General features: G+C 59.9%; 6 protein-coding genes and 7 pseudogenes. 10 read left to right on the top strand and 3 right to left on the bottom strand.

Going from position 1 to position 24,409, the window contains the following annotated elements:
- Window positions 1-155 precede the first annotated feature (155 nt).
- The 10 genes and pseudogenes from ASG35_RS32870 to ASG35_RS29970 form a co-directional block, all read left to right on the top strand.
- Window positions 156-2,771, top strand: a pseudogene (locus ASG35_RS32870) (two-partner secretion domain-containing protein); the annotation flags it as partial.
- 162 nt (window positions 2,772-2,933) lie between these two features.
- A pseudogene (locus tag ASG35_RS30010) lies at window positions 2,934-8,725 on the top strand (hemagglutinin repeat-containing protein); the annotation flags it as partial.
- A 357-nt stretch (window positions 8,726-9,082) separates the two neighbouring features.
- Window positions 9,083-10,199: pseudogene (locus ASG35_RS32415) on the top strand (hemagglutinin repeat-containing protein); the annotation flags it as partial.
- A 1-nt stretch (window position 10,200) separates the two neighbouring features.
- Window positions 10,201-11,727, top strand: a pseudogene (locus tag ASG35_RS32410) (filamentous hemagglutinin); the annotation flags it as partial.
- A gap of 200 nt (window positions 11,728-11,927) precedes the next feature.
- Window positions 11,928-12,483 (top strand): annotated as a pseudogene (locus ASG35_RS32405) (hemagglutinin repeat-containing protein); the annotation flags it as partial.
- Window positions 12,484-12,515: 32 nt separating this feature from the next.
- Window positions 12,516-13,436 (top strand): annotated as a pseudogene (locus ASG35_RS32400) (hemagglutinin repeat-containing protein); the annotation flags it as partial.
- A 1-nt stretch (window position 13,437) separates the two neighbouring features.
- Window positions 13,438-14,985: pseudogene (locus tag ASG35_RS31860) on the top strand (hemagglutinin repeat-containing protein); the annotation flags it as partial.
- Between the two features lie 262 nt (window positions 14,986-15,247).
- Window positions 15,248-16,156 carry a hypothetical protein gene (locus tag ASG35_RS29980; protein WP_056366597.1) on the top strand — a complete coding sequence of 303 codons (909 nt, stop codon included), beginning with the start codon at window positions 15,248-15,250 and terminating at the stop codon, window positions 16,154-16,156.
- Complete coding sequence (locus tag ASG35_RS29975) at window positions 16,153-16,425, top strand: hypothetical protein (protein ID WP_056366595.1); 273 nt, start codon at window positions 16,153-16,155, stop codon at window positions 16,423-16,425. The genes ASG35_RS29980 and ASG35_RS29975 overlap by 4 nt, the downstream gene beginning before the upstream one ends.
- A 438-nt stretch (window positions 16,426-16,863) precedes the next feature.
- Window positions 16,864-18,618 carry a ShlB/FhaC/HecB family hemolysin secretion/activation protein gene (locus tag ASG35_RS29970; RefSeq protein ID WP_056366590.1) on the top strand — a complete coding sequence of 585 codons (1,755 nt, stop codon included), beginning with the start codon at window positions 16,864-16,866 and terminating at the stop codon, window positions 18,616-18,618.
- Window positions 18,619-18,682: 64 nt separating this feature from the next.
- On the opposite strand, the gene ASG35_RS29965 is transcribed toward ASG35_RS29970, so the two are convergent.
- The 3 genes from ASG35_RS29965 to ASG35_RS29955 are packed head-to-tail and all read right to left on the bottom strand — an operon-like array spanning window position 18,683 to window position 24,334.
- Window positions 18,683-20,926 (bottom strand): DEAD/DEAH box helicase, encoded by a 2,244-nt coding sequence (locus ASG35_RS29965; protein WP_056366586.1) that lies wholly within the window; start codon window positions 20,924-20,926, stop codon window positions 18,683-18,685.
- Complete coding sequence (locus ASG35_RS29960) at window positions 20,898-22,208, bottom strand: ATP-binding protein (protein WP_056366583.1); 1,311 nt, start codon at window positions 22,206-22,208, stop codon at window positions 20,898-20,900. The genes ASG35_RS29965 and ASG35_RS29960 overlap by 29 nt, the downstream gene beginning before the upstream one ends.
- Entirely contained in the window at window positions 22,205-24,334 is a 2,130-nt protein-coding gene (locus ASG35_RS29955) for a tellurite resistance TerB family protein (RefSeq protein WP_056366579.1), read from the bottom strand. The genes ASG35_RS29960 and ASG35_RS29955 overlap by 4 nt, the downstream gene beginning before the upstream one ends.
- Window positions 24,335-24,409 lie beyond the last annotated feature (75 nt).

The raw sequence follows: 24,409 nt of genomic DNA, 5'->3' as shown, positions 1-24,409 counted from the left end.
AGGACGCCACGTCACGCCCGGAATCCCATATAGGACAAATCCGATTTGACCGAATCCGTTGTTTCCGGCTCTGGCTGATGGACTGTTTCACCCTCTGGGGATCATCTGCCGTTATTTTGTGGCTCGTTAAAAAATAGCGATACAAACGAGACCAGATGAACAAGAATAATTATCGGCTAGTCTTCAGCCGGCTGAGAAACATGCTGGTGGCCGTCGAGGAAACCGCCACGGCCTCGGGTAAGGAAGCGGGACAGATTTCGGTGCGCAGCGGAAAATCACCGGGTGTGATTTTCACGCTCCGCCAAATTGCATTCGCTGCGCTTGTGTTACTTGGCGCGCTGCCCTCGTGGTCAGGCGCGCAGATCGTTCCCGGTGGTGCAAACGCGCCGGGCGTCATCTCGACGCAAAACGGATTACCGCAGGTCAACATCAACCGGCCATCGGGCGCGGGTGTCTCGATGAATACCTACGGTCAGTTCGATGTTCAAAAGAACGGCGCCATCCTGAATAACTCGCCGACCATCGTGCAGACGCAACAAGCCGGGATGATCAACGGCAATCCGAATTTCGGGCCGGGTCAGTCGGCGCGCGTGATCGTTAATCAGGTGAACAGCCGGTCGGCGAGTCATATCAATGGGCGTGTCGAGGTCGCGGGGCAACGTGCCGAAGTGGTCATTGCGAACGGCTCGGGCATCAGCGTGAACGGTGGCGGCTTCATCAATACGTCGCGCGCGATCCTGACTACCGGCACGCCGAACTTCGCAGCCGACGGCTCGCTCTCGGGCTTCAACGTGACCGGCGGCAACATCAGCATTCAGGGCGCGGGGCTGAATGCATCGGACATCGACCAGGTGGATCTGATCGCGCGTGCCGTGCAGGCGAACGCGGCGATCTATGCGAAGAACCTGAATGTCGTGACAGGTGCGAACAGCGTGAACCACGACACGCTCAATGCGACGTCGATAGCGGGCGACGGTCCTGCTCCGGGCGTGTCTATCGACGTGAGCAATCTCGGTGGCATGTATGCGAATCGCATCGTGCTGGTGGGAACGGAGAACGGCGTGGGGGTATCGAGTAAAGGCGTGCTCGCGGCGCAAGCAGGCGACCTGACGCTGACCACGCAGGGCAAGCTCGTACTTGCCGGACAGACCAATGCGAGTGGCAACATCAATGTATCCGCGCGCGATGGTTTCGACAATAGCGGCACGACCTACGCGCAGCAGAACGTCGTGGCGAACACGTCAGGCACGCTCACGAATAGCGGCGTGATGGCCGCACAGCAGAACACGACCTTAAATGCCGCCGATGTTGCCTCAACGGGCACGCTTGGCGCGGGCGTGAACAGCGACGGCACGATTGCTAATTCAGGCGACCTGTCGGTGCTTTCGAGCGGCACGCTTACGGCAACGGGGCGAAACGAAGGCGGCGGCAATACGAACATCGGCGGCGCGTCGGTCAATCTGGCGGGTAGCAATACGTCGGCGAACGGCACGCTGGCGATCGTGGCAAACAGCGGCGACATGAACGTTTCAGGCGCGAACACGACCGCTGGCGGCGCGCTCATCGCGAGCGCTGCGGGCACGCTTGTCAATGACAACGGCAAGATGTCGGGAACATCGGTTCAGGCGAGCGCAGCGAGCCTTTCGAACCGCAGCGGTCAGCTCGTCTCAGGCAGCACGCTGAACGTCTCGACGGCACGTGAGGTAGCGAATCAGGCTGGCACGTTGCAAGCAGCAGGCGCGCTGTCCGTCAATGCAGGATCGCTCGATAACACGGGTGGCCATATCGTTTCCCTCAACGGCGACGGGCTTAATATTGCCACGAGCGGTGCGCTGAACAATGGCGCGAGCGGCGTGATTGGCGCAAACGGTGCGTTGAATCTCAACGCAGGCACGCTCGCTAACCAGGGGCAACTCAGTGCTTTAACCAGCGCATGGGTGCGCGCGCAAAGCATCGATAACCGCGCAGGCACGATCACAGCGAGCGGCGCGCTCGATGTCGCATCGGCCAACGCGCTGAACAACCAGGGCGGCACGCTCTCAGGCTCAGCCACGACCATATCCGGTTCATCGATTGACAACACCAGCGGCAACATCGAAGGCGACGCGCTTAGCGTTTCGACTTCCGGCGATCTCATCAACCGCGGTGGCAAACTCACGCAATTTGGTGCAGCGGATCAGGCGGTTCAAGCGGGTGGCACGCTGGATAATACGGGCGGCACGCTGGCATCGAACGCCAGCAATCTGCGCATCAGCGGGCAAGCGGTCACGAACGACAAAGGCAGCATCCAGCACGCAGGCATCGGTGAATTTTCGCTGAACTCGACTGGCACGATGTCGAACGTCGCGGGCAACGTGGTGACCAACGGCGCGCTCACGGCACAGGCTGGCGGGTTGAACAATACGCAAGGCGCGATCCAGGCATCGCGGCGCGCCGATGTGAATGCGGCATCGCGTGATAATACGGCCGGACGTATTGTCTCGCTTAACGGCGATGGCTTGGGGCTTACGGTCGCGGGCGCGCTTACGAACGGCGTGGGTGGGACCATCGGCACGAACGGCGCGTTGGTTATCAGCGCGGACACGCTGTCGAATCAAGGGACGCTCACGGCGACAGGCGATGCATGGCTGCACGCACAGAGCATCGACAATCACGCGGGCGCGATCACGGCGGGCAGCGCACTCACGACAACAAGCGAAGGTGCGCTGAATAACGTAGGCGGCACGCTCTCAGGCGCGGCTACGACCGTATCAGGTTCATCGATTGACAATAGCGACGGCAACATTGAAGGCGATACGCTCGCCCTCTCGGCTTCGGGCAACGTCATCAATCGCGGTGGCAAGCTCACGCAGTTCGGGACAGCCGACCAGACGATTCAGGCCGGCGGCACGCTCGATAATACAGGCGGCACGCTTGCGTCGAACGCCAACAATATGCGTATCAGCGGACAAACCGTCGCGAACGATAAAGGCAACATTCAACATGCAGGCACCGGCACACTTTCGGTGAACTCGACAGGTGGGATATCCAACGTCGCGGGCAATGTGGTGACGAATGGTGCGCTCGCGGTTCGAGCCGCCAGTGGAATGAACAACGCTCAAGGCTCAATCCAGTCATCGCGGCGTGCTGATCTGAGCGCGGCATCGCTCGATAATACGGCTGGGCGTATTGCTTCGCTTAATGGCGATGGCTTAAGTGTTGCAATCGCTGATGCACTCACGAACGGTTCGGGCGGCACGATTGGCACGAACGGCGCGTTGGATGTCCGTGCAGGCGTGCTATCGAATCAAGGGAAGCTGACCGCTGCGGGCGATGCCACGGTGTACGCGCAAAGCATCGATAACCATGCGGGCGCAATCACGGCCGGTAACGCGCTCAATATTGCATCGGCCAACGCACTGAACAACCAGCACGGCACGCTATCAGGGTCTGCCACGACCGTCTCGGCGGCATCGATTGATAACACGAATGGCGATATCAACGGCGATGCGCTCGCAATTTCGGCCTCGGGCGATCTGGTTAATCGTGGCGGTGCGCTCACACAGTACGGCACGGCCGACCAGACGATTCAAGCCGGCGGCACGCTGGATAACACAAGCGGGACGCTGGCCACCAACGCATCGAATCTCGGCATTTCGGCGCAATCCATCGTCAACAATCGCGGCACGATCCAGCATGCAGGCACGGGTACGCTCGCCGTGAACGCGGCAAACGCAGTTTCGAACGTATCAGGCAACGTCCTGAGCAACGGCGCGCTTGCGATCCAGTCAACAGGCGCGATCGACAACCAGTGGGGCACGATGCAGGCCGCGCATCGCACCACGTTTAACGGCGCATCGCTCGATAACACCGGAGGACGGATCGTCTCGCTCAATGGCGATGGACTGAGCGTCACCATGTCGGGTGCGCTCGTGAATGGTACAGCCGGAACCCTCGGCACGAACGGCACGCTGGAGGTAAGCGCTGGGACGCTGTCCAATCAAGGAACGCTCACCGCTGCCGGCGATGCCTGGGTGCGCGCGCAAAGCATCGACAATCATGCAGGCTCGATCACGGCAGGCGGAGCGCTCACCGCAGCGAGCGCTGGTGCGCTGAACAATTCAAGCGGCACGCTCTCGGGTGCGGCGACCTCTATATCCGCCGCATCCGTTGACAACACCAACGGTGATATCAACGGCGATGCGCTGGTCCTTTCCGTGTCGGGCGATCTCACCAATGAGAACGGCGCGCTTACGCAATACGGCACCACCGATCAGACGATTCAAATCGGCGGCGCGCTGAATAACGCGAGCGGTACGATTGCGACCAATGCGTCGAACCTCAGCCTTTCCGCGCAATCGATCAGCAACGATCACGGCATGATCCAGCACGCGGGTGCGGGCGCACTTTCCGTAACTTCGGCTGGCGCCCTGTCGAACGTAGGCGGCAGCGCGCAGACCAATGGCGCGCTCACAGTCGCAAGCGCAAGCTTCGACAACACGTCCGGAACGCTGCTGGCCATGCAGGCTGCGCGCGTCGACGCGGCGTCGGGCATCGTCAATCGCGATGGTTCGCTCTACGGCGGCAACGGTCTTGCCGTAACAACGCAGGGCGGCATCGACAATACGCGTGGATCGGCTCAGACGTCGGGTGATCTGCTTATCGATGCAGGCGGCACGATTACGAACGAGCAAGGCACGATCAGCGCCAACGGTACGCACGGCACGGCAAACGTGAGTGCGGCGAGCATCGATAACTCAAGCGGCAAGCTCACTAACGCGGGAGACGGGGCGACGACCATCAGCGCGTCCGAGATCACAAACACCGGCGGCACGCTCGGCGGCAACGGCGACATGACGGTAAACGCGCAGACGCTTGAAAATGACGCGGGAGCGAATTTGGTTGCGGGCGGTGCGGCGAACTTGAACGTCACGCAGCGCGTGAACAACTCAGGCGGCACGCTCTTTGGCGCCACCGCGCTGAACCTGAACCAGGTGAACGCTGTCGTGATTAACGATCACGGCGCGATACTCGGCGGCCAGGATGTATCGGTGAAGGTCGCATCGATATCCAACACGGCTGGGGCGATCCGCGCGAACCGGGACATCGATGCAAGCGGCATGGTATTGGGCAACGGCGACATGATCGCGGGCCGCGATCTGTCGCTCGCGATCACGGGCGACTATACGAACGACGCCGCCAACAACCTGCATGCCGACGGCAACATGAGCGTGAGCGCAACAGGCACGCTCACCAACACGGGCACGTTGGCGGCGAACGGTGCATTGACGGCAAGCGGCGCGAACGTCGTGAACACAGCCGATGGCGAAATCAATTCGTCATCTACGACCATCAATGCATCGGACGCGATCACGAATGCTGGGCGCATTGAAGGCGATACGGTCACAACTCACAGCGCGAGCCTCGCCAACACCGGAGCAATCATCGGGAATGACGTGACGGCAAACGCGAATGACATTACCAATACTGGCGCGGCGGCGGTCATCGCAGGGGCGAACAGCGTTCACCTTTACGCATCGAATTCCATCACGAACGCCGATGGTGCGCTGATCTACAGTCTGGGCAACCTTGAGATCGCTAGGGACGGCACGCGTGATGCGTCCGGCATGCTCGCAAACCAGACCGGCACGCTTACGAACAGCGCGGCGACCATCGAGGCGGAAGGCGACATCGATATCGCCGCGCGCACGGTGAGCAACGTACGCACGGGTGTCGTGACCGAAGCCGGCACGCCGCAGGACGCGGGCACGGCCACGCTGACCTTGTGGACCGCAGGATTGTCCGCGGGCAGCATGGGCTACTACTACAGCACGCTCTACCCTGAATGGCGATGGAGCGATGGCGCAATCGGAACCGGGGTGATCGGACACCTGATGCATCCGATCACGATCAACGTACCCGCCTCGCAGCTGACGAACCTCGATTCGAATGCGCAGAGCTTCTCGCTTGCCGTGTCGCTCACAGATACTTACTCGGCATTCGTCGGAGGCGATACATCCACGCGCACGATCACGAACAATCCGGTGCAGTATTACCAGAGCCTCACCGACAATGGCAATGGTACGTACTCCATCACGTTCTGGCCGGACTTCGATCCGAACAAAAACATCCGTCCCGATCTGGTGCGGGTGAGCGAAGCCCTGGGCAGTGACAACCACGACTACGTGGAAATGAGCCAGACGACGCAGACCACGACAACGACTGACCAGCTCGTAAGCGCAGGCAACGCGGCGATCATCCAGGCACAGGGCGCGATTCGCATCAACGCGGACAGCGGCAGTATCGACAACACCTCTTCCACCATGGCCGCAGGCGGCGATCTGGTGCGCCGTGCAACCAATGGCAGCGTGAACGACACGGGCACTGTGTTGCAGCAAACGCGCATCGACACCGCCATGTCCGATTGGTACTGGCATCAAAAGACCGGCGGCAGCAACGATTACAAAACCGATGTGCCGGACGGCATCTCGCAGACAACAACAACAGTCGATGCCCTGCCTGCCATCGCAACGTCGAACCAGACGGTGCAGACCGATGCACAGACGATCAGCATCAACTCGGTGAACCGCCAGGGGCAGACCGTGAATGGTTCGGGCGTGACCGGTGGCAGCGCGGACGGCACGCAGCTTGGCACCATTGCTGGGCAGAGCAGCAGTACAGCTGTGAGCGGTACGCAGACTGAAGCCGTTAGCGGCCAGAGCAGTAGCCAAGGCGTGAGCGGCTCGCAAACTGATCGCGTGAGTGGTCAGGGCGGCCAAGGCGGCAGCGTGAGTGGCGCGCAGGCGTCTGGCGTGAGCGGCCAAAGCAGCAACCCGCAAACGGTTGGCAGCGCGACGGGCGGCATCCCGAATCTGAAGCTTCCAGTAAGTGGTCTCTACACGTACAACACTGCACCGGATGCCACGTACCTGATCGTGACCGATCCGCGCTTCACGCAGTATTCGAGCTTCATCAGCAGCGACTACATGCTAGGTCAGCTGGGCCTCGATCCATCGAAGACGGAGAAGCGTTTGGGCGATGGCATGTATGAACAAACACTCATCCGTAACCAGGTCACACAACTGACCGGTCGCACATTCCTCACGGGCTACACCAGCAATCTGGACGAATACACGGCGCTCATGAATAGCGGCGTTGCGTATGCGAAAGAGTTCGGCCTTCAGCCGGGGCTCGCACTTAGTCCCATGCAAATGCAGCAGCTCACGACCGATATGGTATGGCTCGTGTCGCAGGATGTGACGCTGCCGGACGGCTCGCACCGGACGGTGCTGGTACCCCAGGTTTATCTCGCACAGTCGAGCACGGTCGACCTCACCCACAGCGGCGCACTCGTTGCGGGTAATGCGGTGAACCTGAACGCAAGCGGCGACGTGGCCAATAGCGGGCACGTCACGAGCAATCTGGCGACGACGATCATCGGCAACAACGTCGTGAATAGCGGCGTGATTGGCAGTAGCGGGATGACGGCGGTCGTCGCGGTTCAGGACGTGAGGAACACGAGCGGTCGCATTGGCGGCGGCGATGTCATCGTGCAGGCCGGTCGCGATGTCATCAACGAAACGCAGAGCTATGGCGTATCGAAAGACTTCAGCTCGAATTCGCTCACCGGTCGCGTGACGAACACGGGTGTGGATGCCATCGGCACGATTTCGGCGACGGGTAACGCTGTCGTGATCGCGGGGCGCGACGTGAGTCTGAACGGCGCGCTGATCCAGACCGGCGGCAATGCGGCCATCGCGGCCGGACGCGATCTGACTCTCGGCACGACCGCGCTCGTCGCCACGCGAGATGTGCAAACACATGACGCGCTCAACGGCAGCCACGACGCGATCACGCAGAACCTGGGCAGCGCGATCGTTGCAGGCGGCAGTCTCGCCACGGTGTCGGGCCGCGATACCACGCTTACGAGTGCGACCGTGAGCGCCAACGCCGACGCGACGCTGATCGCAGGCGGCAACCTGTTGGTCACAGCGACCAAGGACACGCAAACGCACAACGAGCAGTCGATGGGCGGCGAGCAGGCGCAACACGCCAATTCGAGCTACGACGAAACGGTACGGGGTTCGAACGTTAGCGCAGGCGGTAATGTCACGCTTGCAGCGGGTCAGAACGGCAGCGGCAATCTCACTGTGCTTGGCGCGACGGTCGCCACCGATGCAGCCGGCGGTGGTGTCACACTGATCTCCACGGGCGATATAACCATCGGTAGCGTGAACGAAACCCACGATGCGCAGAACTGGTCGCATAACGCGCACTCCGGGTTCCTGTCGAAAGAAACGGTCAACGACTCAGCGAGTTCGCACCAGGTTATTGCAACCGGCTCGACCGTATCGGGCGATACCGTCACGGGCGCCTCCGGTCACGACATCACGATTAGCGGTTCGACGGTCGCGGCCACGCACGATGTGACGCTTGCTGCAGCCAACAACCTCACGATCAACACCACGCAGGACACGAGCGAGAGCAGCACATTCCACGAGCAGAAGAAGTCCGGCTTCGGCGCGTTGAGCGGCGGCGGCATGACGGTGAGCTACGGCAACAGTGACCAGAAAGACGCGGCGCACGATTCATCGGTGACGAACAACGCGAGTCTCATCGGCAGCACGCATGGCAGCGTGAACCTCGCGGCAGGCAACGACCTGCATGTCACCGGCAGCGATCTGATCGCCGCGCAAAACATCACGGGCACGGGTGCGAACGTGATTATCGATGCAGCGACAGGTACNACCAGAAAGACGCGGCGCACGATTCATCGGTGACGAACAACGCGAGTCTCATCGGCAGCACGCATGGCAGCGTGAACCTCGCGGCAGGCAACGACCTGCATGTCACCGGCAGCGATCTGATCGCCGCGCAAAACATCATGGGTACGGGTGCGAACGTGATTATCGATGCAGCGACAGGTACCACGCACCACGACGAGACGCACGAGCGCAAGCAAAGCGGTTTCACGGCGGGACTTGCGGGCAGCGTGGGCGATGCGTTGAACAACGCGGTATCGCAATCCGAGGGCGTGAGTCGCAACGCGGGCAGTGGCGACAGTCGTGCCGCGGCGCTGCATGGCATCGCGGCGGCGAGCGANACGACCTGCATGTCACCGGCAGCGATCTGATCGCCGCGCAAAACATCACGGGCACGGGTGCGAACGTGATTATCGATGCAGCGACAGGTACCACGCACCACGACGAGACGCACGAGCGCAAGCAAAGCGGTTTCACGGCGGGACTTGCGGGCAGCGTGGGCGACGCGTTGAACAACGCGGTATCGCAATCCGAGGGCGTGAGTCGCAACGCGGGCAGTGGCGACAGTCGTGCCGCGGCGCTGCATGGCATCGCGGCGGCGAGCGAYGCGTACACAGTCGGYAGCGCTGCTGCGGGTGCGGCGACGGGCAAAGGTGTGCCGGACATCGGCGTGCAGGTGTCGTTCGGCTCGGCTAAAAGCAGCAGCGGCGTGAGCGAAGACCAGACGTTGAACAGCGGCGCGAACGTGCAGGCCGGTGGCACGGCGGCGTTCGTCGCAACCGGCAATGGCACGCCGGGATCGGGTAACTTGACCATAGCCGGCTCGAACGTCAGCGCGAATGATGTGATCCTGGCGGCGAAAGACACGCTCAATATCGTCAACACGACGGACACCGACTGGACGCGCAGCTCGAACAGTTCCAATAGCGCGAGCGTGGGGGTATCGGTGACGACCATGGGTGGCGCTGGCATCTCGGCATCGATGCAAAACGCCCACGGCGATGCGAACAGCGACGCGGCGATGCAGAATGCCTCGCATGTGAGCGGTGCGAATAGCGTTACCGTGGTGTCTGGCGGGGATACGAATATCATCGGCTCGCAGGTCAATGGCCGGCAGATTACGGCTGACGTGGGTGGGGATCTGAGCATCGCAAGCGTTCAGGATCTGACCACGAGTGCGGCGCATCAGAGCAGCGCGGGTGGCGGCATCGGGATCAATCAGCATGGCGGCGGTGCGAGCTTCAGCACGCAGAACGGCCATGGAGACGCGAACTACGTGGGCGTGAATGAACAGGCCGGACTTTATGCGGGCGATGGTGGCTTCGACATTACCGTGCATGGCAATACGGACTTGAAGGGTGCGGTGATCGCAAGCGATGCCACGCCGGATAAGAACACCCTGACGACGGGCACCCTCTCCTTCTCGGATATCGCAAACAGCTCGAGCTACGATGCAAANGCGGTGATCGCAAGCGATGCCACGCCGGATAAGAACACCCTGACGACGGGCACCCTCTCCTTCTCGGATATCGCAAACAGCTCGAGCTACGATGCAAAAAGCAGCGGCTTCGCAGCGGGCGGATCGCTCGGGTTGCCGGACAAGGCGGTGGGACCGTCGTCGGTGCCGAACTCGGGCGGGATTACGCCGTCTCTTAGCCAGCATGACAGCGGCAGTGACAGCGCGAGCACACGCAGCGCTGTGAGCGCGGGCACGATCAACGTCACGGACTCGGCGAACCAGACGCAGGATGTGGCGAGTTTGAGCCGCGACACATCGAACACGAACGGCATGGTCGCGAAAACACCGGACGTGAATGCATTGCTGGACAAGCAAGCTGACATGATGAACGCGGCACAAGCGGCCGGTCAGGCGGTGGCGCAGCGCATTGGTGATTATGCGCAGTCGAAGTACAAAGAGGCCGAAGCCAATCACGACCAGGCGGGTATGGACGCGTGGCGTGACGGCGGCAGTTCCAGAGCAGAAATGCAGGCTGCGGGGGCAGCCGTGGTGGCGGGTCTGGGCGGCGGAGCAGGAACGGCGGTAGCGGGCGCAGTGGGTGCGGGCGCGGTGTCGCTCGCGGCCGGTAAGTTAAACGCCCTGAGTGACGCGATAGCGGGCGCGAGTCCTACCGGAAACGCCGAGGTGGACAAGGCGCTGGGTAACATCGTCGCGAACGCGGTGGCTACCGGCGCAGGATATGTTGCCGGAAACGCTGGCGCGTTCGAAGCGGGCAATGTGGACTTGTACAATCGATCATTGCATGAGGACAGCAAGGCTAAAGAGCAGAGTTTGGCGAAGCGATTGGCCGATGCGAGCGCAGGAAAATACACTTCAGAGCAGATCGAAGCTCAGATGGCACAAATGAACCTGACGGTGAATGGTCAGACTGAATCGGGCGGTGTGCGTGTGGCGAGCGGAGCGCAGCCGCAGGATGGTACAGATTGGCAGTCATACGGCGTAAACCAGGCTGGACAGCAAGTCTGGGCTCAGAGACTTGGGCTTGGTGATCCTGATTTGCAGTCGTATATCGTGAACGGTGCGCAGGGTAGCGGCCTGTCGTATCAAGCTACAACGACAGGTTTCAATCCGGGGCTGGTGAGAGCGCCGGACTTCGTGAACTTCCAGGTTGACTACTTCGTGGGTAGTGCGTGGGGGACGTTCACGCGGGATGGAAATTCGTTCTTCGGCGGCGGATTGAATCTAGGCGTACCCAATGCTGTTGGCGCTGGCGTTGGCGTTTCCGCTGGGTACCTCAATACGGCCGAAGTAAGGCCTGGACAAACTAATGACTTCGCTGGTGGATATGCAGGGGGAGGAGCAGCGCTATACAGTGGCTTCGGCGGCGGCGTCATGGTGTCGCCAGGCAATGGGACTGCTACGGTTATAGGGATCGGAGCTGGCGTGAACGTTGGTAAGACTGATAACCCCGTCTCTGTTGGCTGGGGTTTCTCCGTGGATCAAGGAAAAACAGGGATCAGATGGTAATCATGGGACCTTCAATAACTTCAACGCCCAAGACACGAAGGCAGAAAATTATCTGGTGGTGTTGTTTCACCGCGATAATGGGTTTTATTGTGTACGTTGTACTCAAAAACATCTTCGCTTAAAACAACGAACGCGGCCGTGGTCGGGTTTGTTGTTTGCGGAAAAGACCGTTTGCAAATGGTTGTTGGGCCTAGGGAAAAATGCTCTTGCCAACGGCGGGTATATCGGATACGTACCATTTGAATGGTGCACTGATGGTCGCCACCGATGCAAGCGGCGGTGGTGTCACACTGATCTCCACAGGCGATATAACCATCGGCAGCGTGAACGAAACGCACGATGCGCAGAACTGGTCGCATAACGCGCACTCCGGGTTCCTGTCGAAAGAAACGGTCAACGACTCAGCCAGTTCGCACCACGTTATTGCAGCCGGCTCGACCGTATCGGGCGACACCGTCACGGGCGCCTCCGGTCACGACATCACGATTAGCGGTTCGACGGTCGCGGCCACGCACGATGTGACGCTTGCCGCAGCCAATAACCTCACAATCAACACCACGCAGGACACGAGCGAGAGCAGCACATTCCACGAGCACAAGAAGTCGGGCTTCGGCGCGTTGAGCGGCGGCGGCATGACGGTGAGCTACGCCAACAGTAACCAGAAAGACGCGGCGCACGATTCATCGGTGACGAACAACGCGAGTCTCATCGGCAGCACGCATGGCAGCGTGAACCTCGCGGCAGGCAACGACCTGCNGTTGAACAACGCGGTATCGCAATCCGAGGGCGTGAGTCGCAACGCGGGCAGTGGCGACAGTCGTGCCGCGGCGCTGCATGGCATCGCGGCGGCGAGCGATGCGTACACAGTCGGCAGCGCTGCTGCGGGTGCGGCGACGGGCAAAGGTGTGCCGGACATCGGCGTGCAGGTGTCGTTCGGCTCGGCTAAAAGCAGCAGCGGCGCGAGCGAAGACCAGACGTTGAACAGCGGCTCAAATGTGCAGGCCGGTGGCGCGGCGGCATTCGTGGCAACCGGCAATGGCACGCCGGGATCGGGCAACTTGACCATAGCCGGCTCGAACGTCAGCGCGAATGATGTGATCCTGGCGGCGAAGGACACACTCAATATCGTCAACACGACGGACACCGACTGGACGCGCAGCTCGAACAGTTCCAATCGCGCGAGCGTGGGGGTATCGGTGACGACCATGGGTGGCGCGGGCATCTCGGCATCGATGCAAAACGCCCACGGCGATGCGAACAGCGACGCGGCGATGCAAAATGCCTCGCATGTGAGCGGCGCGAATAGCGTTACCGTGGTGTCTGGCGGGGATACGAATATCATCGGCTCGCAGGTCAATGGCCGGCAGATTACGGCTGATGTGGGTGGGGATCTGAGCATCGCAAGCGTTCAGGATCTGACCACGAGTGCGGCGCATCAGAGCAGCGCGGGTGGCGGTATCGGGATCCGTAACGGTGGCGCTGGTGCGAGCTTTAGCGACAGCCACGGTAAGGCTAGCGGCGAGTATGCAGGGATCAATGAACAAGCCGGAATTCACGCAGGCGCTGGTGGCTTCGACATTACCGTGAAGGGCAATACCGATCTGAAAGGGGCGGTGATCGCAAGCGATGCCACGCCGGATAAGAACACCCTGACGACGGGCACCCTCTCCTTCTCGGATATCGCAAACAGCTCGAGCTACGATGCAAAANGCGGTGATCGCAAGCGATGCCACGCCGGATAAGAACACCCTGACGACGGGCACCCTCTCCTTCTCGGATATCGCAAACAGCTCGAGCTACGATGCAAAAAGCAGCGGCTTCTCAGCGGGCGGATCGCTCGGGTTGCCGGACAAGTCGGTGGGACCTTCTTCGGTGCCGAACTCGGGCGGGATTACGCCGTCTCTTAGCCAGCAGGACAGCGGCAATGACAGCGCGAGCACACGCAGCGCTGTGAGCGCAGGCACGATCAACGTCACGGACTCGGCTGACCAGACGCAGGATGTAGCCAGCCTGAACCGCGACACATCCAACACGAACGGTGCGGTCGCGAAAACGCCGGACGTGAATGCATTGCTGGACAAGCAAGCGGACATGATGAACGCGGCACAAGCGGCCGGTCAGGCGGTGGCGCAGCGCATTGGTGATTATGCGCAGTCGAAGTACAAGGAGGCCGAAGCCAATCACGATCAGGCGGGTATGGATGCGTGGCGTGACGGCGGCCCGGCGCGCGCTGAAATGCAGGCAGCGGGTGCTGCGCTCGTGGGTGGGTTAGGCGGAGGCATGACGAGCGCGGCAGGTTCGGCGGCAGGAGCTGGCCTTGCATCAATATCTGCGGGCAAGCTTAACGAACTGAGCGATTCAATCGCAAGTTCCAGTCCAACCGGTAATGCGGATATGGATCGAACGCTCGGTAACATCGTGGCCAACGTCATTGCCACGGGTGCTGGCGCGGCAGTGGGGGGCGATGCAGGAGCCACCACGGCGGCTAATGTCGATCGCTACAATAGACAACTCCACCCGGATGAATATGCGACGGCGAAAAAGGATGCAAAGATTGTCGCGCAGCAACTCGGCATCAGCGAGCAAGAGGCTGAAGGCCGGATCGTTGCTGAAATACTGCGCAACTCGGATCAACAGACGTCCCAAGATTCCGGAGGCAAAAAAGACTATGAAGTACGCAGCATAGTTGGTTGCCAGAATCTGAACTGCGACGGCTACAAGAACGATCCGAACTATGCCGATCACAGTTATAACGGCCAGTACATCGCGAGCAATCAAAGTACAAATAACGCTGGACAACAACAACTCAACGCGGGGATGACTGATGCTGAAATGCGTCAACAAAATCTCGCATACGAGCGCACGGGGAAAGCGGCAATTGCGCTAACCGCATGTCTTGTATCGGGAGGAACTGCCTGCAAAGCAGCTGCGACCGAATTAGGAATCACCACGTTGACGAACTATGCAACGGGCAAACCTGTAACTACGGCGGAGGTGATCGGCGGTTTCGTTGGGGGAGGCATTGGTGGAATCTATGGTGCCAACTTGACGGCGTGGATGGGGGAAGCTGGTGGATTAGTAGAAAAAACGGTGCTCGGTATAACCAAATTCGCTCCGACGTATGCTGGAAAGCAGGCGGGAATTCCGCTTGGCAACGCTACAAATCTAGGCGGATCGGTTGATCCACTCCTAGATCCAGCAACGAACTCGTGGTGGGGATTGAAGAATACGGTGGACAACTTGAAGAGCAAAGACTAATGAACCTCGGAACCGGTGTGCTGCTCATTACTCTGGCGTCTATGCTCTTAACATGGCTTATGTTTGGAGTAGGCATTGATAATTCTAGAAAAAAGCAGATTATCTATTGGTTAAAGTCGACAGTGTTCTTGTGGGCAGCATTAGTCCTGTGGGCTTTGTACAAAGAGCCGGAGATCAGCTTTGTGATAGTAGGAGGGGTTAGCCTGGTGTTCTCCGCACTGGCCAACCTTCTACGTTCAGGGTGGGTCTTCATGCTTCCCTAATGCATGGCAGGCAGCGTCGTGATGATCAACTTCCTTTATTCAACGTGAACACAGACGCGGCTATCGGGTTTGAATCCGACTTGCTCAATCCAGCGAACCATAAGCAGGATCGGTTTAACCGGCAGTTACATGAGGACAACCAGGCGAAGGAAAAGACGCTTGCCAAACAGATTGCCGACAAGAGCGGCGGCATGTACACGCAAGCACAGGTTGAAGATCAGATGCGCATCACGGGCGGTCTGTTTGGTGATTCGCGTGAATCAGGTGCACCTTCAACGTTGATTGGCCAAACACCAAGCGATTCAGGCGCGCAGTGGATATCGGGCGGTAAAACGGAAGACGGAAAAACGATTCTGACGCAGATCACGGCGCAGCCCGATCAAGCGTTGCAGAGTTACATTCTGGCGAATGCCGGATCCATGCCTGGCGGGGATGTGCCGAATATCGTTTATGACCAAATTGGAAAGAAAGGCTTCAGCGTGGACGTAACGGGACCGTTCACCAAGTTCGATCAGTCCGACGTGGATTATGTGCGCAACACGACTGCCGATGCTTCAGCAATGATCTCTACAAATGCTGGTCGATTTAGTGCGGCGACTGCTACTGCGGCGGCTACACCTTCACCTTACTCCGCAGGATTTGCTGCTGCGGCTTACGGTGCGACAGTTGTTATTGGAGTCGGAGCAGACGTGTTGGCCCAGATGGTCAAACCTAATGTGGGGCAGTACGCCATATCAGGTGTTACGGGACTGATCGCAGGGAATGTGTCAGATCGCTTTCCAATGCTGAGCCCAGCGGTAAACGAAACTGCTATTACCTTCAATAACAGTGGATCCGCTCAGAAAGCGCAAGATTCTTTAAATAACTATTGGAGTCAGTTCGTTAACTATTGGAGCGGGAAACGATGAAATTCCAAATCGTCGAAGACGGCAACTTCACAAGATGGGCACGAACGAGCTTACTTGTGATTGGCCTCTTGATAATGGTTCTCTCTTATAAATTTGTGCCGCCAGCGCCGTTTGGAGGGTTCTTGTTGCTTCTCGGACTGGGGATTACTGCTGTTGGGGGGTATGCAAGTAGGGCACACCTACTTCACATTAAGCCCTTTGGCAACGGCTACAAGAAAGCTCGCAAGAGCTACGAAGTGAAGGACGGCGATCAAGACGAGTCACAGTAACAACGAACCCAGCCAAGGCCGGGGTTTGTTGTTTGTGGTGCGTGTTTCAAGCGGGTAATGTGGACTTGTACAATCGGACGGGGTGCTTCTTCCAGCTATCGGCGTGAATTCCAACGGCATCGGGCATTGCTGGCGAGCGCCCCGCTCCGCACTGTTTGCTGTCGAACTAAATGCCGTCACCCCCCCGGCATCAAATTACTTCGTCATGCGATGTTAATGAGATGGGCGAACGTGAACTTCTGGCAAACTCGCGCCCCAAGTACAAAATCGCGTCGGGAAAAATTCGCGGGATCAAATCCGTGTCAGACGAAATCCGTTTGCAAGTGCTTATTGCAAACGGGGAAACGCCATTCGCCAACGGTGGGTGTGTCGGATGCGTGCGACCGGACACAGCAACAACACCGAAATGTAACTCCCAGGCTCCTGAGAAAGCACACCATGAAAATTCGAAAAAGGCTGGCGGCGCTGCCGCTTACGGCTCTCGTATCGCTTGCATCGAACGCGCAGCACGCGCCCACGCCCGCCGATGAAGCCGCGGCCGCCCGTGCCAACGCCGAGCAAAACCAGCAGATTCAACAGCAACGCGACGCACAGCAGCGCGACGCCACCGTGCAAGCGCCAGCAGTACGCTCGGCCCTCCCGATGTTCGAAGGATTCCCGCCTCTGCCAAAGGAAGCACCGTGCTTTCGCATCGAAACGTTCGCGCTCGATGTCCCGACAACTTTGCCCGATACCATACGCAGCAAAGGAGCCTCAGCCCTGTCACTGGACCCGTTCGCTTTCGCCCGCGAATGGCTCGATCACTACAAGGGCCGATGCATTGGCAAGGCGGGTATCGACGTCATGGCGAAGGCGTTGCAACGGACAATCCTTGCGCGCGGCTACGTGACCACGCGTGTCCTGCTGCCTGAGCAGGACCTCTCAAAAGGCACGCTTGCATTCGCTCTCGTTCCCGGTGTCGTGCGACAGATCCGCTTCGCCGACCCCGACACACGCGGCACTTTGATCTCAGCCTTCCCAGCCCGTGACGGCGATCTACTGGACCTTCGCGACCTCGAACAAGGTCTGGAGCAAATGAAGCGCGTTACATCGCAGGACGTGGATATGAAGATCGAGCCAACCGGTAATCCTGGCGAGAGCGATGTCGTCGTGACCGTGAAGCGTTCAAAGCCATTGAGCTTCGTCGCGTCCGTCGATAACTCGGGCACCGACGCGACCGGCAAATGGCAAGGCAACGTGAGCCTTGGCATCGACAACCCGCTCGGCCTGAACGACGTCTTCACGCTCGGCGCGAACCAGGATTTATCGTTCGGCAACAAGTCGCTCGGTTCGCATGGTTTCAATGGTTCGTACTCCGTTCCATGGGGTTACTGGCTCGCAACGCTATCCGGCAACACCAACACCTATTATCAGCAGATTGCGGGGGTGAACCAGACGTTTGTGTCGAGCGGAAATTCGCAAACGGCAACACTCAGACTGGCGCGCGTGCTCAGCCGCAGCCAAACAGATGTGTTCGGCGTGGAGTTTCAGTTATCGAAGCGTTTCGGTCAAAGTTTCATCGACGACACCGACATCCCGCAGCAACGCCGAAACAATACGTTCATTGAAGCTGGGCTGACCGACCGCCATTACTTTGGCGCATCGCAGTTCGATGGAACTCTCGCATACCGTCAGGGAATCGGCGGACTCGGCGCGACAGATGATCCAACACCAAGCGGTCCGACATACCGCTTTCACATGGCCGTGCTCGACGGCAACCTGTCCGTGCCCTTCGCCGTGGCTAAACAAATGTTCCGTTACGTCACGACGCTACATGCGCAGTTCACCAATGACACGCTGTTCTACCTCGATGATCTGAGCATCGGCAGTCGTTACACGGTGCGCGGTTTCGACGGCGAAACGATGCTCGCGGCAGAACGGGGCTTCTTCTGGCGCAACGAACTTCAATGGCCGATATTCCAGACGGGGCAGGCGCTCTATGCCGGGATCGATTACGGGCGCGTGTTCGGGCCTAACACGGCGTTCCTGCCCGGGACACAACTGGCGGGTGCGGTGATTGGCATCCGCGGCGGTCTGCCTGCACGCTTTGGCGGCGTCTCGTACGACCTGTTTGTTGGGACGCCCATCTACAAGCCCAGCGGCTTCCCGACCTCACGCGTGACAGTGGGCATGCAGGCCACGGCGCAGTTCTAGCGCGCCAAGGGGGAAATGGGGAGCATGGGGACATTGGATGTTCAACCGCAGCCACCAAACCCCGCTACAACCGCCCCTGATTCTCCGCCACCAACCGCCGCGCCATCTCGACCCCGCCCTCCATATCCAGCCGCAACGAAGCAAAAGCCGCGCGTTTGACATCGTCGGGAAGCGCCCAATCCCACTTTTCATTCTCTACGTTCTGAATCACGCTCAGCGCACGCGTCAGGTCCGAAGCCGATCGCGTGCCGATCTTCTGCAACACGCTCATCACGGTCTCGAACTTCGATCCCGTGATGCTCACGACCGCGCCCTGATTCCAGGCATCGATGTTCTCAGCGCGCAGCAAAACGACCAGCGCGTCGTTGATCCAATCCCCGGCCCAGGTCGCGAGCATCACGTGATTGCCTTCGCCGAATAGCGACTTGTTTGCAAGATCAGCCGCGGCGAAATATTTGCGCCCTTCTTCAAGAAGCTTCGCCGCTTTTTTATCGATGAAAACCACCGGCTGATCATCCGCCAGAACGCGCTTCATCTCGCGGCGGACTTCGTCGTGAACCATGGCGCTGGCGCCATCGAAGACGGGTGGCGCGCCGCCCCGATCCGCCGATACAAACACCGTCTTGCGCTCGGGATCGACTTCCAACACGCGCCAACGCTGACCGCCAAAGATTATCCCCTGTCCCGGAATCAGCGGACGCGCGACGGGCAGCGACCCAAGCTGCTTGCTTCCGGCAACGATGCGAAATTCGTCGTCGCTGGAAAACGATGCGTAGAACTCATAGTGATTGACGAACTTCTCGCCGCGCACGCCGTGCAACAGCAAGCCGCCTTTCTCCTGCACGATCAAATCAGCCTTGCCGAGGCTGCGCAGGATGGCGGCGAACGTGGGTTTATCGATCATGTCGAACGGACCATTTTCCACGAGCGTTTCCCACAGACCGGTCGCCGTCGCGCCGCCGCGTTCCGCGATCACGGACATGACCTGCTGCACAAAAGTCGATGCATGCAAACCACGCGCTCTCGGCGGCTCGACCCATTTTTTCTGCAGCAGAAAAACGCCGGCTATCGACTGCACGAGTCCTTCGCGAATGCGATCGGAAAAACCGGAATGCGCGTGAAGCTCCGCCTCCACGCAATAGCTGCGCAGGATCGCGGGCTCGTCCTTGCGCCGTCCCGAGCGCCCGAGCCGCTGCATCAACGCGGCCACCGAAGGCGGCGGCCCGACCTGCGCGACACTTTTCACCGCGCCAATATCGATACCCAATTCCAGCGTCGACGTACACACCGCCGTCGCCGGCCGATCGCCCGAACGCAACGCGTTCTCGGCATCTTCGCGCAGCTCCTTCGAGAGACTGCCGTGATGCGGCCAGAACTCGTTCGGATGACCATCGCGTTCGCACGCACGGCGCAACAAATCCGCGTAAAGCTCGACTTGCCGCCGGCTGTTCGGGAACACGAGATTGTTCGCGCCGCGCAGCGCGAGGTACATCTGATTGGCGATCTCGAGCGTGCTGCCGGGTACGGCGTCTTCGAGTTGCGGACTGCGGATATCGGGTTGCGTTTCAACACGCGCCGGCGTCTGCACGAAGCCTTTGATGATGAGCCGTATCTCCCGCGAGCTACCCTTCGATTCGATGATCTCAACCGGCTTCTCAGCCTTCGGCCGCAGAAACTGCGCAGCGAGTTGCATGTCGCCCAGCGTCGCCGATAACCCCACACGCGGCACGAAGCGTCCGCATACGAGATCCACGCGTTTGAGGAGCGACTGCAATTGCATGCCGCGCTCCGAGCCAATGAACGCATGCAATTCATCTACGACGATGTATCGAAGGGAACCGAACGTTGTAGCGAGCGAAGATCCTCGCGTGACGAACATGGCTTCGAGCGATTCGGGCGTGATGAGCAAGACGCCCGATGGCTTCTTGAGAAAGCGCTGCTTGCGGCTCGCCGATACATCGCCGTGCCAGCCGACAACCGGAATCTCCAGCGTCTCGCACAAGCCTTCGAGGCGCGACCATTGATCGTTGATCAGCGCCTTCAACGGGCTGATGTAAAGCACGCTCGCAGCGACGGGTTCATCGCGCAGCAGGTTCGAGAGGATCGGGAAAAACGCCGCCTCGGTTTTGCCCGCCGCCGTGGCCGCCGCGATGATCACGTCGCGATCGGCATCGATCAACGCGGGAACCGAACGCTCCTGCGCGTCGCGCAACTCGGTCCAACCTTCCTGCCAGATCCATCGGCGGATGCGTTCGTCGAGCAGGTCGAAACTTCGGGAATCAGTCGAGCCGGAAGCTGGCGAGTTCATCGTCACCGTCGGTGGGTGAAGCCGGAACCTTGGATACGCTGCCGCCGTCATCGCGCTCGATGGTCAACGCATCGATCAGTTCGCGCCAGTCGCGGCCGGGATTCTGCTCGAGCACCGCGAGAAAATCGATGAACGCCGTGATGGTGGTGCGCGGCGTGCGGAAATACGCCTCGCCCAGACGCGCCGCGCAATGCGCCATGAACGCCGGGATGGCTTCTTCGGGCACGAGCGCCTTGGCCGCGTCTCCAAAGGCGTAGACGATCCGGATCTTGTCGAGCAGCACGTAGAAGTCTTCCGGCGTGAGGCTGGCGAGCCGGATAACAGGTCCGCTGTAATCGACCAGACCGTTAGTCGCAAAAGCGTTTTCGGCAAGACGCGATTGCAGGGCCGGATAGCTGTAGAGACCGCGTTTGGTATCGAGCAGGAATTCAGGCGTGCCGCCGAGCACGAAACCCAGGCCAACGGCCGTACCCTGCAGCGAGTCGTTCAGGATGCGCAGGATCTGCTCGTAGTTCGAGTTGCGCGCGGAAACGTTCGAAAGCTTGTAGAGGTTCACGAGTTCATCGAGGCACACCATCAGGCCGCTATAACCCGCCATGCGCACAAAACGGCCGAGCAACTTCAACTGGTCGTAGATGGTTGCATCGTCGACGATGGTGCGCACGCCCAGCGCCGCGCGTGCGTCGGTGCGCGTGGAGAATTCGCCGCGCAGCCAGCGCACGGCGTCGCTCTTGAGTTGCTCGTTGCCTTCCTCGAAACCCCGGCAATACGCCGCGATGACATCGGCGAAATCGTAGCCGTTCACCATCTCGGTCAACTGGCTCAACTGCGCGCGGATCACTTCTTCGCTGGTTCTGCCCGATGCCTTCGCTTCCGTCTTCGCCTGGCCGATGAACTTCTCGACCACGCCCGCCAGCGCGCCGCCGTCGGGTTTCGTGCGCGTGGACATGTTCTTGACCAGCTCCGCGTACAGCGAACGCGCCTGGCCGCCGGACGCGTGCAAACGGCGATCCGGATTCAGGTCGGCGTGCACGGTCACGAGTTTTTTCTCAAGCGCGATCGCGCGCACGAGGTTCAGGAAGAACGTCTTGCCCGCGCCATATTCACCCACGACGATACGAAAACTCGAGCCGCCATCGGCCACGCGTTCAATGTCCTTCATCAGCGCGTCGAGTTCCCTCGCGCGGCCGACCTGGATCAGATGTTGCCCGATGCGCGGCACAACGCCGGCGCGTAGGGATTGCAGGACCGCATCGCGGTCCCTTGGGCGAATCGTTGTCATGCAGCCAGCCTTTGAGCTAATTCCTGATTGATTTCGACAGGGTCGTCCCCGTCCGTGAGCGGCTCGTCCCAGTTGTCGAGGGCGGCCTCGTTCACTTGTTCAATAGCGCCATCGAGCATCAAGTCGAGCTTTGACGCCGCTTCCTCCAGCTCGGCGCGCGTCCACGAATCGCGCGTAACTAGCAAGCGCAGGAAGTTCGAGTGAGCGCCGTCGAGACCTATCAGCGGCGCCTGCTCAGGCTCGACCGTTTTCAAGGCCGGCGCGGCGTGCGCCTCTTCCACGAACACATCGGCAAGAATCGCCGATACCCGCGCCGTCTCGTGCTTCAACGCGGCGATCCGCGCCGGATCCAGCGTGAAGTTCGCTGCGGGTTTTGCGCTGGACCCGTCCTGGTGAAGCGCGCTGTAAAGCTGTTGCGTATCCATATCCATCATCCGATACACCTTCTCCAGCGCCTTCACTTTTTCCCGCGACACCACGCCGTCCGCATTCGCGACCTGCACGAGGAGCGCCGCCAGGTCCTGCCGCGCTTTACTTGCCAGCGCTTCGATTCTTTTCCTGAATCCCGCGATGGACACGCGCTGCGCGAACTGCACGCGGCTTCTTGCTTTCAGCCGCAGCTTAAATTCTTCCTGTAATTCCGACCCAGTCTCGATTCGCTTGTCGATCACGGAAATTCCAGCGTCCGATGCATTGCCGTCGGCCATGGCCACCGTTGCAGCGAGATCGATCAAAACCGTTGCGACCGAATACGCGTCATCGGCTGGAGGAATGTCCGCATTTGCCGATGCAGCGAACAACGCCAGCGCATCGCCGGGTTTCGGTGTGCGGGCGCCAAGCCTGACATCGGGTTCCACGGCAATACCGCTCTTCCATAACACCGTGCAAAACGCCGTCATCTTGTCGCGCGTCACGTTCCCGGTGAACTTGAAGCGCCCGAGAATTTCGCCGAATGTAGAAACGCGAATCTCCTCTTGCGCAAGTTCGTCTTTGAGAACGTGGAGCGCGTGCTGCATGACGTCCGGCCACAATTCGATGGGCAACATCAGCGTTGCATCGAGCGTTCCCGCTGTGCCCGGAAATCTCCCGAGATAACGGCTATACGAGTCGAGCGCACTCGCCGAATCATTCATCAGCGATTGCAGCCGCCCGCGCGGCCCGTTGATCGCGCCGATATCCGGCAAGCCCACGAGAAAACCGGGCACCGGCAGATTCCGGAGCGCACTGAACGCCGGATCGGGACGGACTTCCAGCGTCGTGCGATTTACCGAAAGCAACATGCCGCTCTTGAAACGTTCGACGTATTTGCGCGCGAACACTTTGTCGAATTCTTCCGGGCAACGCGTCACGGCCGCGCGGCGCACAAGCAGCGGGTCCATCTTTGCCCAGGCGAGCGCCCAGCCGGCCGGGACCGGATGTTTATCGACGGCAGCTTGCGCAAACGCGACGCGCACGTCCATGGGAACCTGATACCCGATTGCCATACCGCGCGGCGCGGGTTTCTCGTACATCTTGCCGTTTCGCGACGACATCAAACCAACCGATTCCAGCAAATTACGCAGATGCTTTTGCCACGAATAATTGGCATCGATATTCAATAAACGACGCAACTCACGCGCAATGTCTTCGAATTCGCCTTCGGTTACTTTTCCGGCCGCGCCGTCGACCAGCACGCGGCGTTCGAGGCCGTAGAGGTAGAAAAACAGATAGCCGGTGTGGATGTCGGATTTTTTGCGGTCGGAGCCAAGCCATTCCAGATAGGTCCGCCGCTGCTCGCTGGTCAGCGTGCCGTAACTCAGCTCCTTGGAACCAAGCGCCGTGACCGGATTCGCGCCCATGTCGGCCAGATCCGCGCGCGGGTCGATCACGCACGCTTCGATTGACCGGGGCGTTGAACGATGAACACTGCCGAAATAGAACATGCCGCCCGAAATGGAGACATCGCCGATATCAACCGTTTGCCCAGGCGGAATCCACGCTACAGAGGATGGCGAAGGATTCCGTGGCGGCTTGATCGAGTGGCCCGTCGCGTCCGGATTTTCCGCGATGGTCACCGATACCAACGTCTCGTCGTCGCTATTGCCGTACGCGTCGCGGTCGTTGTAAGCGCCGGAAGAACTCCCCATGGATTGAACAGGCCCCTCGTGAGCGGTTTTTCAATTAACAAAAATGGTTGCAACAAGTCGAGCCAGAAGCAGGTG

The organism is Burkholderia sp. Leaf177 (assembly GCF_001424345.1).
Taxonomy (GTDB): domain Bacteria; phylum Pseudomonadota; class Gammaproteobacteria; order Burkholderiales; family Burkholderiaceae; genus Caballeronia.
The sequence above is the reverse complement of the archived record's forward strand: the minus strand, read 5'-3'. Positions and strand labels throughout refer to the sequence as shown.